Here is a 15761-nt window from a genome sequence, read left to right on the forward strand (position 1 = left end):
CGAACCGGTTAACGCCCGGTTCTGGGAGACAATAAGATGCCGATTAGATTAGGTCGTTTCGAAATGCCCAAACGGGTCGTCAAAGACGAATCCGTTTCCACCGAGAACTATGGAAAATTCATCGCCGAGCCGTTTGAGGCCGGATATGGACGCACCATCGGGAACTCTATGCGCCGTGTGCTGCTTTCCTCTTTGGAAGGCACCTCCATTTCTTCTGTTAAAATCAAAGGTGCACCGCACGAATTCTGCACGCTTCCGGGCGTTCGTGAAGATGTGACGGACATCGTTCTGAACCTGAAGAAAGTTTTGTTCAAATCCTATACCCGCGATCCGCAGGTTCTTAAGATCAACGTGCAGGGACCGGGCGAGGTGACTGCCGGCGATATCATTACGGTTGATGGAGTTGATGTTCTCAACCCAGACCACCACATCGCTACCCTGGATGAAGACGGTTCTTTTGTTGCTGAATTTGAAACCCGTGTCGGTCGCGGTTACTGCCCGGCAGAAGGCAACAAAAAAGAAGAACAGGAAATCGGTGTGATTCCGATTGACTCTCTGTTCTCCCCGGTTTCCCGCGTAAAATACGAGGTGGATCGTTGCCGGGTTGGACGCCGTACGGACTATGACCGCCTGATCATCGAAATCTGGACGGATGGCCGTGTGACTCCGGATGACGCTCTGACGCTTTCTGCAGCAATTCTGCGTCATCATCTCGACGTTTTCGTCAGCTACGACAAAGACCTCATCGAGTTCGAAGCGAGCGAGAAGCAGATCGACATCGAGAAAGAAGAGCTGCGTAAAAAACTGAATATCAGCGTCAACGAAATTGAGCTGAGTGTTCGTGCGGCAAACTGCCTGAACAACGCCAATATCACAACGGTTGGCGAGCTGGCCCAGAAAACAGAAGCGGAAATGCTTAAATACCGCAACTTCGGTAAGAAGTCGCTGAATGAGATCAAACAGAAGATCATTGATATGGGGCTTTCGCTGGGAATGACTTTTGATCCGGATCTGTTGAACCCGCCGGCAAAAGATTTCGAATAATTTAAACTATCGAGGATTATCATGAGACATCGTGTAAAAAAAATTAAACTGGGCCGTCGCGGTGCACACCGTGATTCGATGCTCGCCAATATGGTTTGCAGTCTGATTGCCGAACGTCGCATCAAGACCACTCTGTCAAAAGCCAAAGTTGTGGCTCCGATGGCGGAGAAAATGGTTACGCTGGGCAAAAAAGGAACGCTGGCCGCTCGCCGTCAGGCATTGTCCGCACTCAAACAGGAAACTGTGGTGCAAGCGCTCTTTGACGAGATCGCCCCGGGCTTTGCAAATCGTGCCGGTGGATACACCCGGATCACCAAACTCGGTCCGCGGATGAGCGATGCTTCAGAAATGGCAATCATTGAATGGGTGGAAGCCGCTGAGCCGGCCGCTGCCGAAAAGTGAGTCGGAGAAGCCGATGATAAAAAGACCTCTTAAGCAAACTGCTTGGAGGTCTTTTTTTATTTAAGCGGGGAAATGGAAAAGCAAAGGGTAAACAAAATGAGTCGCAGTGCATTTATCTCAGAAATTATTGAAAAGGCGAAAGCCAACCAGCGCACGATTGTGCTTCCGGAAGGGGCTGATGATCGGGTGACTGAAGCTGCTAATATGATTGCCGCCGAAGGGATTGCAAAAGTAATCGTGCTGGGTGGCGAAGATACTGTCGCAAAGGTCGGTAAAGCGGTTACAGTGGTCAATCCGGAAACATCCGAGAAACTGGATGACTACGTCCAGGAATTTTATGAACTTCGCAAAGCCAGGGGCATGACTTTGGAGAAGGCGAAAGAAATCCTCCAGAGTGAGGTGAATTATTTTGGAATGATGATGGTGCAGTGCGGTGATGCTGACGGTCTGGTTTCCGGTGCGGCCCATTCGACGGCAGATACGGTTCGCCCGGCGCTTCAGATCATCAAGGGGGCCCGCAAAGGCGGCATGGTTTCCTCTCTGTTTTTCATGGTTTGCGAGGGAACTCCTTACATTTTTTCAGATAGCGGACTGGTTGAGAATCCGAATGCGGATCAGTTGGCTCAGATTGCTGTTCAGAGTGCGCAGACTGCGCTGCAGTTCAGTATGCCTGCCAAAGTGGCGATGCTGTCTTATTCAACCAAAGGTTCTGCCTGCAATCCGCTGGTTGATAAAGTGGTTGAAGCCACCGCGACCGCCAAACAGATTCTCGCTGATGACTTTTCGGGTTTGGACATCGAACTGGACGGTGAATTCCAGCTGGATGCAGCCATAGTTCCTTCCGTAGCGGCTTCTAAAGCTCCCGGCAGCGGAGTGGCCGGTCAGGCCCGTGTCCTGATCTTCCCGGACCTGAACGCCGGTAATATCGGCTACAAGCTGGTGCAGCGTCTGGGCGGAGCCGAAGCCTACGGTCCGATCCTTCAGGGACTGAACAAACCGGTTAATGATCTTTCACGCGGATGCAGCTCCGAGGACATCGTCGGTGTCGCCGCAATCACTGCTCTGCAGTCACTCTAATCTTAAAAGGAAAACGGGCAAGGATATGAAAATTCTAGTACTCAATTCGGGTTCTTCTTCTATCAAATTCAAACTGTATGATGTCGATGCGCAGAACGACCAGTTCTCGGCTCTGTGCGAAGGTCAGGCGGACCGGATTGGTATTGAGGGGTCCAACATCACTCTCAAAGTCGCGGCTGACGACAGCAAAGAAAAGCAATATGGTGATCTGGCTAACCACAAGGTTGCAATCGACCGGATTCTTCACATGCTGATGGACGGGGAAAAGGCCGTTCTCTCCAGTTTGGAGGAACTTGCCGGTGTGGGCCATCGCGTGGTGCACGGCGGAGAGGATTTCACTGCGTCCGCGCTGATTACCGACGAAGTAATTGACGCGATTGATCGCAATGCCGTTCTGGCTCCGCTGCACAATCCGCCGAACCTGATGGGAATCAAAGCGATGGCTGCGCTTCTGCCGGATATGCCGCAGGTCGCTGTTTTTGATACGGCAGTTCATCAGACGATGCCCAAAAAGGCATATATGTATGCTCTGCCGCGAGCTCAGTACGAAACCTACAAGATCCGCAAATACGGTTTCCACGGAACGTCGCACGGTTATGTGGCCCAGAAAGCGGCGGAGCAGCTCGGCAAGCCGCTGGAAGATCTGAAGATCATTACCTGTCATCTTGGAAACGGCGGTTCTCTGGCTGCTTTTATGAACGGACAGTCCGTGGATACCACGATGGGCTTTACGCCGCTTGATGGAATCATCATGGGAACCCGTTCCGGGACCATCGATCCCTACGTTCCGCTTTACATCCAGGAAACACAGGAGCTTAACCCGGCTCAGGTGAGCACCATGATGAACAAGCAGGGCGGTCTGCTCGCGATTTCCGGCAAGAGCGATATGCGCGACAATGTGCAGGGCGCGAAAGAGGGTGATGAAGGCTGCAGGCTGGCCATCGAAATGTTCTGTTACAGTATCCAGAAGTTTATCGGTTCGTACATTGCCGTCATGAACGGCGTGGATGCGATTGTTTTCACCGCCGGAGTCGGTGAAAATAATGCCATGCTGCGTACAACGATCATGGAAAACTTCACCTTCATGGGCGTGGAAATGGATGCGGCGAAAAATGACGCTAACGAGACCCTTATCTCTACGGCCGCTTCCACAGTGGCCGTGCTCAAAATTCACACCAACGAAGAGCTTGTGATCGCACTCGACACCTTTGGGCTCATTTCCGGGAAATAATTCAGATGGCACCTGCAAAAAAAGCATCCAGCGCGTATGTCTGGTTCGACACGGAGTTCACCTCGCTCGATCTCGACGAAGCACGCCTGCTTCAGGTGTCTGTTATGCTGACCGATAAAGACCTCCGGCGGCTTACGCCGTCGGAGGATGACCTGAACCTCTATGTGCGGGTTGACGAGGAAACACCTCTCAGCCCGTGGGTTCAGAAGCACCTGCCCGATCTCGTCAAAAAATGCCGCTCGCGCTCGGCGGTTCCGGTCGATGAGCTCGACGGGAAACTGACTGCGTGGGTAGACCGCTGGTGCGGCACGCCGATCAAAACAATCCAGAAACGTCCGCTTATGGCGGGCAACAGCGTTCATAACGACTGGATTCTGGCTCGAAAGTTTTTCCCGGAATTCGTCAGCCGTCTTCATTACCGGCTTCTGGATGTTTCCACGCTGAAAGTGCAGTGGTTTGATGCCGCGGGTGGTGCGGAGTTCGACAAACAGGACGCCAAACTCGTCAAAAAGTATTTTCCCGAAGCCGATCTGCGCCGCCTGCGTCAGCACGACGCTTATTACGACATTGTTGCCTCTGCCGCCGAACTCGCTTATTACCGGGCACACACAACGTTTACTGTCTGATGTGTTGTCAGGTGCTCATCCGCGTTTCTGCCATTTGCGCCGCGCGGGTGGGCGAAGCAGCGGATTCTGACGGGAGACGATTTTTACGCAATCCTCGCCGAGCAGTTGTTCAAGTTCGTGTCCAAGCTGCTGGGTGGCCTCGACGTAGTAGTCTCGATGCGCTTTGACGAAAACTTTTTCGCCGCTGTCGAGCAGGATGCAGATGGAGAGCGGCGTGAGGCCGGGGTTTCGTTTGGCGATTTCCTGAATGGTTTTCAGGCGCTCTTCTGTTACAGAGGCTTCGGTTAGATGGATACTTACTTTTTTAGTGTAGCGCAGCCCGGCATCAGTCAGCGGGATGATTTCCGACACCTGAACTTCGAGTGAATCACGGAAATCGAGCGCAATTTTTGCCCCGACCATGATGGCTTTCCCATCATCCAGAAACGGTTCCAGATTTTGGAAATCATCCGGCCAGACCACCGCATTGATGGCGCCGTCAAGTCCTTCGATGACGAAGCGGGCATATGGTCGCGGCGGATCCTTTTTGGTGAACATTTTCCGGTATTGGTCCACGAGTCCGCCGAGGCGGACATAAATCTCTTTTTCTCCTTTGCTCAGCCGCTCTTCGTATTCTTCGAGGTTTCCGATGCGCTGCAGGGCAAAAGTCTTGAGCGTCCATTCATGTGCGGCCAGCGGATGGCCGGATACATAGAATCCGATCAGTTCTTTTTCGGTGGAGAGCATTTCGTTTTCGTGCCATGGCGCGGCATCGGGAAGTTCTTCATCCCCGACGGTTTCTTCTGTTTCTCCGCCGCCCAGCATATCAAACATGTTTCCCTGTCCGCTGGCGCGGTCTTTAGCGGCTTCGGCTGCACGGGCAAGAGCGGTCCCGATGCCTTCGAACAGCCGTGAGCGGTGGATGCCGGTAAAATCGAACGCTCCGCATTTGATCAGGTTTTCGAGCGCTTTTCGGTTCAGTGCCTGCGAGTCGACCCGGCTGCAGAAATCGATCAGTCCTTCATAAGGGCCGTTGGCATCGCGCTCGGATACCAGGGCGTCGACAGCGCCGCCTCCGACACCTTTGATTCCGGCCATGCCGAAATGAATGGCTCCCTTGGTCGGGCGGAAGCGGGCGATGGATTCGTTGACGCTCGGGGGGCGGATTTCAATGCCCATTTCCTTCACTTCGGACAGAACCCCCGCGAGTTTGTCGGGATTGCCCATTTCTGCCGAGAGCAGGGCGGCCATGAATTCTTCGGGGTAATGCGCTTTGAGATAAGCAGTCTGAAAAGAAACAAATCCGTAGGCGGTTGAATGCGATTTGTTAAATCCGTATTCCGCAAATTTGGCGATGTTGTCAAAGATTCTGTTGGCGAGCTTTTCTTCTATACTGTTGGTTTTTTTGCAGCCTTCAACGAAATAGCTGCGCTGCTCGTCCATCACCTCTTTTTTCTTTTTACCCATGGCGCGGCGAAGGATGTCCCCTTCGCCCAGCGAAAAGCCCGCGAGGTCGCGCGCGGCCTGCTGGATCTGCTCCTGATAAACAATGATCCCATTGGTTTCTTTCAGGATCGGCTCGAGAATCGGATGGTCGTATTTAACCTTTTCCTTGCCGTGTTTACGCGCGTTGTAGGTCGGGATAAACTGCATGGGGCCCGGACGATAAAGCGCCAGCACCGCGATGATATCCTCAAAACAGTCGGGATTCATCTGTCGCAGGGTATCGCGCATTCCGGGACTTTCCAGCTGGAACACGCCGGCCGTATCCCCTCGGCAGAACAGATCGAACGTTTTTTCGTCATCGAGCGGGAGTTCCATCGGATCGATTTTAATGCCGTGGTTGGCTTCAATATGATCGATGGCTTCCTGAATGATCGTCAGGTTTTTGAGGCCGAGGAAGTCCATCTTGAGCAGGCCGATTTCTTCCGTCGGCCCTTTTTCAAACTGGACAACCGTCATGCCCTCCTTGCGCTCGCGTGTGAGCGGGATGATGTCGATCAGCGGTTTTTCGCCGATCACCACTCCGGCGGCGTGCATCCCCGTATGGCGCGGCAGGCCTTCGAGTCTCGGCGCGTATTTCATGATCGCGCGCGCGGTTGGGTCCGTTCGGCAGGCGAGGGCAAAGTCCGGACTGTCCTTCTGCGCGGTCTGCAGGTTTTTGGTCATGTCCGGAATGAGCTTGGCGACCTTGTCGCACTCAGAGAGCGGCAGGTCGAGTACGCGTCCGATATCCCGCATCAGCGTTTTTGCGCCGAGTGTTCCAAAAGTGATAATCTGTGCTACACAGTCCTCGCCGTATTTTTCGCGCACGTACTGGATAACGGCCTGCCGTTTGGTGGGGCAGAAGTCGATATCGAAGTCGGGGGGTGAGACGCGGTCCGGGTTGAGGAATCGTTCAAAAATCAGATTGTACTTCAGCGGATCGATGGCCGTGATTCCCAGCGCGTAGGCCAGAATAGATCCAGCCCCCGATCCGCGCCCCGGACCGACCGGGATGTCGTTTTCTTTGGCCCAGCGAATGAAGTCGGCCACCACGAGGAAGTAGTTGACATAGTTGGTCTGCTTGATGATGCCGACTTCGTACTCATACTGTTTTTTCACTCGTTCGCCGAGCTCATCTTCCGGGTGATCGAAATCTTTCAGGTTATAAAGTTTTTCCAGTTCGCGTTTCCCGATTTCCATTAGGTGGTCTTCTTTGGAAACGCCTTCGGGAAGAGGGAAGAATGCCGGGAAGTGGAGCCGTTCGGCGGGCAGGTCGAACTCAAATTCCACATTGCAGCGCTTGGCGATCTCGATGGTGTTGGCGAGCGCTTCCGGCTGGTCGGGGAAAAGCTGCTGCATTTCGGCGCCGCTCTTCATATAGAACTGGTTGCCGGGGTAGCGCATTCGGTTTTCGTCGGTCAGCAGGTGCCCCTGCTGCAGGCAGATCAGCACATCGTGCGCTTCATGGTCGGTCTGTTTGATATAGTGGACATCGTTGGTGACCACCAGCGGAAGTCCGGTGATTCTCGCCACCTCAAGCATATGCCTGTTTCCCTCTTTCTGCTCCGGCATGCCGTGATCCTGCAGTTCGAGGTAAAAATTATTCGGTCCGAGAATCTCTGAGTATTCATGGGCCAGAGCGACAGCTTTGTCGACGTCTCCCGCCGCTGCGGCTTCAGTGACTTCACCCTTCAGGCAGGCGGAGAGTCCGATGATGCCGCCGCTGTACTCGCGCAGCAGCTTTTTGTCGATGCGCGGTTTATAGTAGAATCCTTCGAGGTGAGCTTTTGAGACCAGCTTCATCAGGTTCTCGTAGCCCTTGTTATTTTCGGCCAGCAGCACCAGGTGCATGTTATCGGCCTGAGACGATTTTTCGTCCATACCGTTGCGGGCGACATACACTTCGCAGCCGATAATGGGTTTGATGCCTGCGGAATAGGCTTTTTTATAGAACTCGACCGCGCCGTAGAGGTTCCCGTGGTCGGTCATGGCCACATACTCCTGCCCCAGAGCCTTGGCGGTCTCCATGATCTCGCCGACTTTGCAGGCGCTGTCGAGCAGGCTGTATTGCGTGTGAAAATGAAGATGGCAGAATGGAACAGTTTTCATAGGTCAGAGGGTTCATCTTACCGATTCGTCCGCATGGAAAAAGGCCGAACTTTTCCAAGCTTCGGAAAATCAGGATTCGGTTTTTCCAACCCTTGGAAAACCAAGTATTTCCGCCGGAAAATTTTTTCCGGGGTTTTAAAAACCCGAGTGGCCGGGTCTGGTTTGTGGTGCCGGGGCGGAGGCTTGGAAAGCGCCGTTTTCTGAGCGAATTCAGCTGTCGGGTTACTGCGGTTTTTGTCCTTTCATGAGTACCATAGCTTGAAAGCGGTTGCAGTTGCGGCTAAATTGCTTCCCTTTGATTTTAAATAGAATGGAATCAACTGCGAAACGATTGGGTTTATGATGAGAATATTATCTGGAATACAGCCGTCCGGAAAACTGCATATCGGGAATTACTTCGGAATGATGAAACCCGCTCTCGAGCTGCAGGAGCAGGGCGAGGCTTTTCTGTTTATTGCCGATTATCATGCACTGACGACAGTTCATGATGCGTCGGCGCTGCGCCAGCAGGTCAGGGATGTGGCGCTCGACTTTCTGGCGGCCGGGCTCGATCCGGAAAAAACGGCATTTTACCGCCAGAGCGATGTCCCCGAAGTGCAGGAGCTGTCGTGGCTTTTGTCGATTATCACACCTATGGGGCTGCTGGAGCGCTGCCACTCCTATAAGGACAAACTTGCCAAGGGATTTGCCGCAAGCCACGGACTGTTCGCCTATCCGGTGCTGATGTCTGCGGATATTCTGATTGTGCAGTCCAATCTGGTGCCGGTCGGCCGCGACCAGAAGCAGCATCTTGAAGTGGCCCGCGATCTGGCCATCAAGTTCAATAACCAGTTTGAAGAGGTTTTCACGATTCCTGAGCCGTCCATCCGCGACTCCGTGGCGGTTGTGCCCGGCGTTGACGGACAGAAAATGTCGAAATCCTACGACAACACGCTGGAAATTTTTGGAGATCCAAAAGCGCTCAAAAAACGCGTGATGAAAATTGTGACTGATTCCAAAGAGCTGGAGGATCCCAAAGATCCGGACACCTGCAATGTGTTTGCACTCTACAAACTGTTTGCTTCAGACGAAGAACTGGCGGATCTGGCCGGACGCTATCGGGCCGGGAACTTCGGCTACGGCACTGCGAAAAAGGAGCTGCTCGCGAAAATCAACGAGCATTTTGCTCCGATGCGCGAGAAGCGGGCGGAACTTGAGAACAATCTGGATTATGTCGAAGAGGTTCTCTCCAGAGGGGCTGAAAAAGCCCGGGCAGAGGCACAGAAAACGCTTTCGGCCGCCCGCAGGGCCGTCGGGCTGGAATAGAAGAACCCGCAACCATGGGTTGAATGAAGAAAAGAGTTTACATGGCTGAGTTGCTCCCCGACGAAGAATATAAAGTGAATCTTGAGGTTTTTGAGGGCCCGCTTGACCTTTTGCTGTACCTCATCAAAAAAGATGAAGTGGATATCTATGATATTCCCATCGGGCGCATTACTGCTCAGTACATGGAATATCTCGAGCTGATGAAAATCCTCAACCTCGAGATTGCCGGCGATTTTATCGTGATGGCTTCTACGCTGATGCTGATTAAAAGCCGGATGCTTCTGCCCGACGATGATCGCGGTCCGATGGAAGAAGATGATGAAGACGATCCGCGCTGGGATCTGGTCCGGCAGCTGGTCGAATACAAAAAATTCAAAGACGCCGCCGGGTTTCTGGAAGTGCTTGAGGAAGAACAGGAGAATGTGTTCGGCCGCGAAGGAGAACATGTCGAGCTGGGCTCCCGTCCGGATGTCGGCATGCAGGATGTCGGGATTTTTGACCTGATCAGCGCTTTGAATGAAGCGCTGGACCGGGTTCCCTCCGAAGAGCTTCAGGAAATCTTTGCCGAGCAGTACACTGTGGGCGAAAAAGTGGATGATCTGCTCAGCCGAACCAGCAACGGCCAGAAAATTTCCCTGGGTCGACTGTTTATCGGGATGCGCTCTCGACAGGAAATTGTCTGTACATTCCTGGCGGTGCTCGAACTGATTAAACTGAACCGACTGGCCGCCCGGCAGGACAGCCACTTCGAAGAGATCGTGATTGAGCAGGTTGATGAGAGTGATGTGCCCGCTGCGCTGGAAGAAGATCCGGAAGAAGAGTCCGTTTTTAAAGAAGATGAGGAGCTGCTATGAGTGATGTAGAAATCCTGCCTGAATTAAAAGAAATCATCGGGTCTCTTCTGTTTGCCGCCAAAAAACCGCTCACCGCCAAAGAGATCCGTAAAGCGCTGATTGGAACCGGTGAAAACTACGGCGGTCCCTATGAACAGTTTACTTCGCTGAAGGAAAACGAAATCCTGGAGGCGATTGAAGGACTCAAGGAGGAGCTTTCAAAAAATGCAACCGGCCTGCATGTTGCCGACGTGGCACACGGGTTTCGCCTGCAGAATAATGTGGCGTGCGGTCCATGGGTCCGCACCATGCTGGATAAGGACCGCACCACCAAGCTGTCCAAGCCGGCGTTGGAAACCCTTGCGATTGTTGCCTACCGCCAGCCGGTTCTCCGCTCCGAAATTGAATCGGTTCGCGGTGTGTCCGTGGACAGTATCCTGCGCAATCTGGTTGAGCTTCAGCTGGTGAAGGTTGTGGGGCGCAGTGAGCTGCCGGGGCGTCCGTGGATGTTTGGAACCACACAGCGCTTTCTGGAGCACTTCGGTCTGAAGAGTCTCGATGACATGCCAGGCATGGACGAATTGAAACGGCGGGAAATGGAGGCGGGCGAGGGCGAGAAGACGCTACAGACAAACAGCTTCCCCGCGATTGAAAAAGAATTGGAAGGACAGGCGGAAACGCCGACAACGGAGGGCGACGATAATGAGCCTGGATAAACTGAGAAAGAAAATTGACCAACTCGACGCACAGCTGGTCAAGCTGCTCAACGAGCGGGTCAGCGTTGCGCTGGAAATCGGAAAAACGAAAAAGGAGCAGGGGGGCGAAATTTATGTTCCTTCCCGCGAAAAAGCAGTTTTTGAACGCATCAGTGAGCTGAATAAGGGCGGTTCTCTTCCGGACAAATCGGCTCGCGCCATTTATCGGGAAATTATGTCTGCCGCATTGGCGCTTGAGAGCAACCTGAGGATCTGTTATCTGGGGCCGCCGGCCACATTTACCCATCAGGCGGCCCGCTCTAAATTCGGGGCCAGTGTCGAATATCATCCGGCCGGTTCCATTGCCGACGTGTTTGCCGCGGTTGAGAACGGCAATGCCGATTATGGCGTTGTCCCGATTGAAAACTCGACCGAAGGTGCGGTGACGCACACCTTTGATCAGTTCACTGGAACCACCCTGAAAATCTGTGCAGAAATCTATCTTCCGATTTCGCTCTGCCTGATGGCCTCTGTTTCAGGTGAGAAGGTCAGTCGGATCTGTTCCAAACAGGAAGCGCTTGGGCAGTGCCGTCACTGGCTGAACGCGAACATGTCCGGCATTGAGTTTGATGCCGTCAACAGCACCACGCTGGCAGCTGAAATGGCGTCCAAGAGCGATTGCGCGGCCATTGCCAGTCATTTTGCCGCCGAGTTGTACGGCCTTGATATCCTTGCTGAAAACATTCAGGACGTCAGCGGAAACACGACGCGGTTTCTCGTGATCGGCGCACAGTGTTCCGAGCCGACCGGCGATGATAAAACATCAATTTATTTTGGAACCAAACACAAAGCCGGAGCATTGCATGACGCTCTTGGTGCACTTCAGGCGAACGGCATCAACATGAGCAAAATCGAGTCTCGGCCCAGCGGTGACAAGGTCTGGGAATATGTTTTCTTTGTGGACTTCGAAGGCCATGCTGACAATCCCAATGTAAAAAAAGCACTGAAAGAAATGGAAGATCACTGCGCAGTGCTGACCGTGCTGGGGTCCTATCCAAAAGCGGGGTAATGGTTTCCAGAACTTGAGAAAATATTATAAACAGGAAAAGGAACTGACTGCTCAATGAAAACAAATGAATGGATTCCGAAGGTGCCGGTTTACCAGCCGGGAAAACCGATCACTGAAGTCGCCCGTGAACTGGGCTTTGATGATATTGATGAAATCATAAAGGTTGCCTCCAACGAGAACGAACTGGGCCCGTCGCCCAAAGCGCTCGAAGCAATGGCTGCCGAAGCCGCCGAAATGCATCGTTATCCGGACGGCGGTGGTTTCTACCTGAAGCGCCGACTGGCTGAAAAGCTGGGTGTGAAACCGGAAAACATTATGCTCGGCAACGGCAGCAATGAGCTGATCGAGTTTTTAGGCCATGCATATCTTCAGCCCGGAGCCAATCTGGTGATGAGCGAAGGAGCCTTTGTGGTCTATCGTCTCGTGGCGGCTCTGTTCTGCGCCGAGACGATTGCGGCGCCGATGAAAAACTTCGGACATGACCTTGATGCCATGCTCGATGCCATTACGCCGGAAACCCGTATTGTCACCATCTGCAATCCTAACAATCCCACCGGAACCATCATTACGCCGGACGAGATTGACGCATTTATTGAGAAGCTCCCGGATCACGTGCTGGCCGTGTTTGATGAAGCCTATTTTGAACTGGCTCCTGAAAACGTTCAGGCTGACGTCCTCAAGCATATTCGGGCTGGACGTAAAAACGTGATGGTGATGCGTACATTCTCAAAAGCCTACGGGCTGGCTGGGCTTCGCATCGGCTACGGCATTGCCCACGAAGAGGTTGTCGAAACACTGAATCACGTCCGTCAGCCGTTCAATGCCAATGCCATGGCCCAGGCTGCCGCGCTGGCTGCACTCGATGACGACGACCACATCGCCCAAACCCGCGAAATGGTTTTTCAGGGGTTGGAGCTTTTTGCGGAAAAACTTCCAACCATTGGAAAAGGGCTGGAATTTGTGCCGTCATACGCCAATTTCATTCTCGTCAAAACCGGCAATGGTGCTGAAGTGTTTGCGGAGCTTCAGAAGCGTAAAGTGATTGTCCGTCCCATGGCGGGGTATGGACTGCCCGACTGGGTTCGCATCACTATTGGGACTCCGGAACAGAATACACAGGTCCTAAAAGCACTGGCGGAGGTCGTTTGATCCGAAACGGATACAGCAAATTCCCCCACCAGTGAAATACTCCTGCGGGCGGAGCATTAATAGGCTCCGCCGTAAGGATACATCGGCATGCCGGATCCGTGATCCATTATATCCATCCGGATGCCGGTGTCAGCCAGTTGCGCCAGGCCGATGATTGCGGCTGCAATCAGTCCGGCAATCAGCAAGGCCAGCAGAATCGGATGTTGCGCCACCCAGTGGATCGGATGCATATGCATTATATGAGCATGCGGCAGATGCCATTTCATTGTTCTCACCTCCCGTTCCACGTCCTATATACCAGTTTTTTTTGAAAAATACCATTTTTTTCAGTTTTTTTGATCTGTCGTCAGGAAGGGGTCGCAACGGCCAGCAGGTTTTGAGTAGGGTGTGCGGATGACGAAAAAGAACAAAGAGGACGCTGTACAAAACGAACTGCTTCCATGGTTTGCGAAACACTCGCGGGATCTGCCTTGGCGAAAAAAACGCACACCGTACCGGGTCTGGGTTTCCGAGATTATGCTGCAGCAGACGCGTGTTGACACCGTGATCGATTATTACAACCGCTGGATGAAAAAGTTCCCGTCCTGGCGTGCACTGGCGCGCGCGCCGCAGGGTGATGTGCTGAAAGCGTGGGAAGGCCTCGGGTATTATTCGCGCGCCCGCAATCTGCACGCCGCTTCAAAAATCATTTCGGAGGAATTGAACGGGCGTGTGCCGTGTGCCGTTGCCGATCTTCAGAAATTTCCAGGCATTGGAAACTACACCGCTGCCGCAGTTGCCAGTCTGGCGTTTAATCAGGATGCCGCCGTTTTAGATGGGAATGTCATTCGCGTGCTGAGCCGGCTGTTTGCCTACGGCGGCGATGTCAAATCGACGACCGGGAAAAAGAAGCTGCAGGCGTGGGCTGATGATCTGCTGGTTCCTGGCCGTGCCGGAGAATTCAACGAGTCGATGATGGAGCTTGGCGCATTGGTTTGTCTGCCCGTTGCTCCCAAATGTGCGGACTGTCCTCTTCAGAGTGCGTGCGAGGCGTTTGGAAAAGGTGCTCCGGAAAAATATCCGGTTGGGACCAAAAAGAAAAAAATTCCGCACATCACCGTCGGTGCTGCAGTTACGGTAAACAGCAAAGGCGAAGTGCTGATCGCTCAACGCCTTGAAGGCGACATGCTCGGCGGCCTTTGGGAATTTCCCGGCGGCAAACAGGAACCCGGCGAAACCATCGAAGAGTGTATTGCTCGCGAACTGAAGGAAGAGCTCGGTATTAACACGGAAGTCGGCGACTTTCTGATGACGGTTAAGCACGTCTACAGCCACTTCAAAATGACCATGCACGTCTACTGCACAAAAATTCGCTCCGGCCGCCCACGCCCCATCCACTGCGCTGACTTTCGCTGGGTGAAAATCCCCGACCTCGGAACATTCGCCTATTCCAAGGCCGACCTGCAGGTGGTTGGGAAGTTGCAGGGAAAATGATTGTTTAGAAGAACGTAACTGCGCTAGGGCCGGGTCTGGCCGGTGCCTTCGATGACGAATTTATAGGTGGTGAGTTCTTCGAGTCCCATTGGTCCGCGCGCGTGCAGTTTGTCGGTGCTGATGCCGATTTCCGCGCCCATGCCGAATTCCGCTCCATCGGTGAAGCGAGTGGAGGCATTGACGTAGACCGAAGAGGAGTCCACCTGGGCGAGGAATGCCTTTTCGGAATCTTTGTCAGCGGTGACGATAGCGTCGGAGTGGTGTGAGCCGTAGGTGTTGATATGTTCGATGGCGGCCTCGACGCTGTCGACCACGCGAATCGATAAAATGAGGTCGAGGTATTCTTCCGGCCAGTCCGCTTCAGTGGCGGCTTTGACATCACTGTCAAATGCCTGAACGGTTTCGTCGCCGCGCAGTTCAACGCCGCATTTTTTGAAGCGGGCGATCATTTCCGGGAGGAAATCGTTGGCGATATTTTTGTGGACCAGCAGGGTTTCCATGGCGTTGCAGACGCCGGGACGCTGCACTTTGGCGTTTTCGCAGATGGCCAGTGCCATATCGACGTCGGCCGTGGCGTCGACATAGGTGTGACAGACTCCTTTGTAGTGTTTGATCACAGGAACCCAGGCCATTTCAGAGACGGCTTTGATGAGTCCTTCGCCGCCGCGGGGGATGATCAGGTCGACTTTGCCGGTCATTTGGGCCAGCTCACGCACGGCATCGCGATCGGTGGTTTCAACCAGCTGGATGGCATTTTCGGGCATTCCTTTTTTCAGCCCGCCCTCGCGCAGGGCTTTGGCGATGGCCAGATTGGAGTGCATCGCTTCTTTGCCGCCGCGCAGAATGACAGCATTGGAGGTTTTGAAGCAGAGTGATGCGGCGTCGGCGGTGACGTTGGGGCGCGATTCAAAGATAATGGCAATCACGCCGATCGGAACGCGTACTTTTTTGATCTGCAGTCCGTTGGGCCGGTTCCAGTTGCTGATTTCCGAACCAACAGGATCTTTGAGCGCGGCAACGTCGGACAGGCCTTTTACCATTCCTTCGATACGGGAATCATTCAGCTCGAGCCGGTCGAGCATCGCGGAGGACAGGCCGGCTTCCTTCCCGGCTGCCAGATCCTTGGCGTTGGCTTCCTGAATGGCTTCTTTCTGGGCCGTCAATTCATCTGCCATTGCTTCCAGAATCGCGTTTTTCTTCTTGGTTGAAAGCTTGGCCAGTTCGCGGGAGGCGGCGACGGCCTTTTCTCCCATTAAAATCATGTCATCGTGCAAGCTCATGTTC

General features: G+C 53.5%; 14 protein-coding genes. 11 read left to right on the forward strand and 3 right to left on the reverse strand.

What is annotated here, in order from left to right:
• The first annotated feature begins 36 nt into the window (after window positions 1-36).
• The 5 genes from GT409_RS08905 (at window position 37) to GT409_RS08925 (ending at window position 4380) form a co-directional block, all read left to right on the forward strand.
• Entirely contained in the window at window positions 37-1044 is a 1008-nt protein-coding gene (locus GT409_RS08905; RefSeq protein WP_160628752.1) for a DNA-directed RNA polymerase subunit alpha, read from the forward strand.
• A gap of 21 nt (window positions 1045-1065) precedes the next feature.
• Window positions 1066-1446 carry a 50S ribosomal protein L17 gene (gene rplQ / locus GT409_RS08910; protein ID WP_160628753.1) on the forward strand — a complete coding sequence of 127 codons (381 nt, stop codon included), beginning with the start codon at window positions 1066-1068 and terminating at the stop codon, window positions 1444-1446.
• Between the two features lie 96 nt (window positions 1447-1542).
• Complete coding sequence (gene pta / locus GT409_RS08915) at window positions 1543-2523, forward strand: phosphate acetyltransferase (RefSeq protein ID WP_160628754.1); 981 nt, start codon at window positions 1543-1545, stop codon at window positions 2521-2523.
• Window positions 2524-2548: 25 nt separating this feature from the next.
• A complete protein-coding gene (locus GT409_RS08920; protein WP_160628755.1) occupies window positions 2549-3754 on the forward strand; it encodes an acetate/propionate family kinase in 1206 nt (401 codons plus the stop codon).
• A 5-nt stretch (window positions 3755-3759) separates the two neighbouring features.
• Complete coding sequence (locus GT409_RS08925; RefSeq protein ID WP_160628756.1) at window positions 3760-4380, forward strand: exonuclease domain-containing protein; 621 nt, start codon at window positions 3760-3762, stop codon at window positions 4378-4380.
• 15 nt (window positions 4381-4395) lie between these two features.
• Here the strand turns inward: GT409_RS08925 and dnaE are convergent, their stop codons facing one another.
• Window positions 4396-7953 (reverse strand): DNA polymerase III subunit alpha, encoded by a 3558-nt coding sequence (gene dnaE / locus GT409_RS08930; protein ID WP_160628757.1) that lies wholly within the window; start codon window positions 7951-7953, stop codon window positions 4396-4398.
• A gap of 342 nt (window positions 7954-8295) precedes the next feature.
• Here dnaE and trpS point away from each other — a divergent pair, with 342 nt between their 5' ends.
• Genes trpS through hisC form a run of 5 tightly spaced genes read left to right on the forward strand, consistent with a single transcriptional unit; the run spans window position 8296 to window position 13004 of the window.
• Window positions 8296-9258, forward strand: a complete 963-nt coding sequence (gene trpS, locus GT409_RS08935; RefSeq protein WP_160630081.1) for a tryptophan--tRNA ligase — start codon at window positions 8296-8298, stop codon at window positions 9256-9258.
• Window positions 9259-9299: 41 nt separating this feature from the next.
• Complete coding sequence (locus GT409_RS08940; RefSeq protein WP_160628758.1) at window positions 9300-10112, forward strand: segregation and condensation protein A; 813 nt, start codon at window positions 9300-9302, stop codon at window positions 10110-10112.
• Window positions 10109-10807, forward strand: a complete 699-nt coding sequence (scpB, locus tag GT409_RS08945) for an SMC-Scp complex subunit ScpB (RefSeq protein ID WP_160628759.1) — start codon at window positions 10109-10111, stop codon at window positions 10805-10807. Before GT409_RS08940 ends, scpB begins: the two co-directional genes overlap by 4 nt.
• Complete coding sequence (gene pheA / locus GT409_RS08950; RefSeq protein ID WP_160628760.1) at window positions 10794-11855, forward strand: prephenate dehydratase; 1062 nt, start codon at window positions 10794-10796, stop codon at window positions 11853-11855. The genes scpB and pheA overlap by 14 nt, the downstream gene beginning before the upstream one ends.
• Window positions 11856-11909: 54 nt before the next feature.
• Window positions 11910-13004, forward strand: coding sequence for a histidinol-phosphate transaminase (gene hisC / locus GT409_RS08955; RefSeq protein WP_160628761.1), 1095 nt, complete (start codon window positions 11910-11912; stop codon window positions 13002-13004).
• A gap of 56 nt (window positions 13005-13060) precedes the next feature.
• On the opposite strand, the gene GT409_RS08960 is transcribed toward hisC, so the two are convergent.
• Window positions 13061-13270 (reverse strand): hypothetical protein, encoded by a 210-nt coding sequence (locus GT409_RS08960; RefSeq protein ID WP_160628762.1) that lies wholly within the window; start codon window positions 13268-13270, stop codon window positions 13061-13063.
• A 127-nt stretch (window positions 13271-13397) separates the two neighbouring features.
• Between GT409_RS08960 and mutY the strand changes: the two genes are divergently transcribed.
• Window positions 13398-14477, forward strand: coding sequence for an A/G-specific adenine glycosylase (mutY, locus tag GT409_RS08965; protein ID WP_160628763.1), 1080 nt, complete (start codon window positions 13398-13400; stop codon window positions 14475-14477).
• A 23-nt stretch (window positions 14478-14500) separates the two neighbouring features.
• Here the strand turns inward: mutY and GT409_RS08970 are convergent, their stop codons facing one another.
• Entirely contained in the window at window positions 14501-15757 is a 1257-nt protein-coding gene (locus GT409_RS08970; protein ID WP_160628764.1) for a glutamate-5-semialdehyde dehydrogenase, read from the reverse strand.
• Window positions 15758-15761: the final 4 nt, after the last annotated feature.

The sequence above is a fragment of the Tichowtungia aerotolerans genome (assembly GCF_009905215.1).
GTDB lineage: Bacteria > Verrucomicrobiota > Kiritimatiellia > Kiritimatiellales > Tichowtungiaceae > Tichowtungia > Tichowtungia aerotolerans.

Excerpts from the sequence above, each read along its gene's own strand:
- GT409_RS08905 (WP_160628752.1), top strand. The coding sequence starts at position 37 with ATGCCGATTAGATTAGGTCGTTTCGAAATGCCCAAACGGGTCGTCAAA.
- rplQ (WP_160628753.1), top strand. The coding sequence starts at position 1,066 with ATGAGACATCGTGTAAAAAAAATTAAACTGGGCCGTCGCGGTGCACAC.
- pta (WP_160628754.1), top strand. The coding sequence starts at position 1,543 with ATGAGTCGCAGTGCATTTATCTCAGAAATTATTGAAAAGGCGAAAGCC.
- GT409_RS08920 (WP_160628755.1), top strand. The coding sequence starts at position 2,549 with ATGAAAATTCTAGTACTCAATTCGGGTTCTTCTTCTATCAAATTCAAA.
- GT409_RS08925 (WP_160628756.1), top strand. The coding sequence starts at position 3,760 with ATGGCACCTGCAAAAAAAGCATCCAGCGCGTATGTCTGGTTCGACACG.
- dnaE (WP_160628757.1), bottom strand. The coding sequence starts at position 7,953 with ATGAAAACTGTTCCATTCTGCCATCTTCATTTTCACACGCAATACAGC.
- trpS (WP_160630081.1), top strand. The coding sequence starts at position 8,296 with ATGAGAATATTATCTGGAATACAGCCGTCCGGAAAACTGCATATCGGG.
- GT409_RS08940 (WP_160628758.1), top strand. The coding sequence starts at position 9,300 with ATGGCTGAGTTGCTCCCCGACGAAGAATATAAAGTGAATCTTGAGGTT.
- scpB (WP_160628759.1), top strand. The coding sequence starts at position 10,109 with ATGAGTGATGTAGAAATCCTGCCTGAATTAAAAGAAATCATCGGGTCT.
- pheA (WP_160628760.1), top strand. The coding sequence starts at position 10,794 with ATGAGCCTGGATAAACTGAGAAAGAAAATTGACCAACTCGACGCACAG.
- hisC (WP_160628761.1), top strand. The coding sequence starts at position 11,910 with ATGAAAACAAATGAATGGATTCCGAAGGTGCCGGTTTACCAGCCGGGA.
- GT409_RS08960 (WP_160628762.1), bottom strand. The coding sequence starts at position 13,270 with ATGAAATGGCATCTGCCGCATGCTCATATAATGCATATGCATCCGATC.
- mutY (WP_160628763.1), top strand. The coding sequence starts at position 13,398 with ATGACGAAAAAGAACAAAGAGGACGCTGTACAAAACGAACTGCTTCCA.
- GT409_RS08970 (WP_160628764.1), bottom strand. The coding sequence starts at position 15,757 with ATGAGCTTGCACGATGACATGATTTTAATGGGAGAAAAGGCCGTCGCC.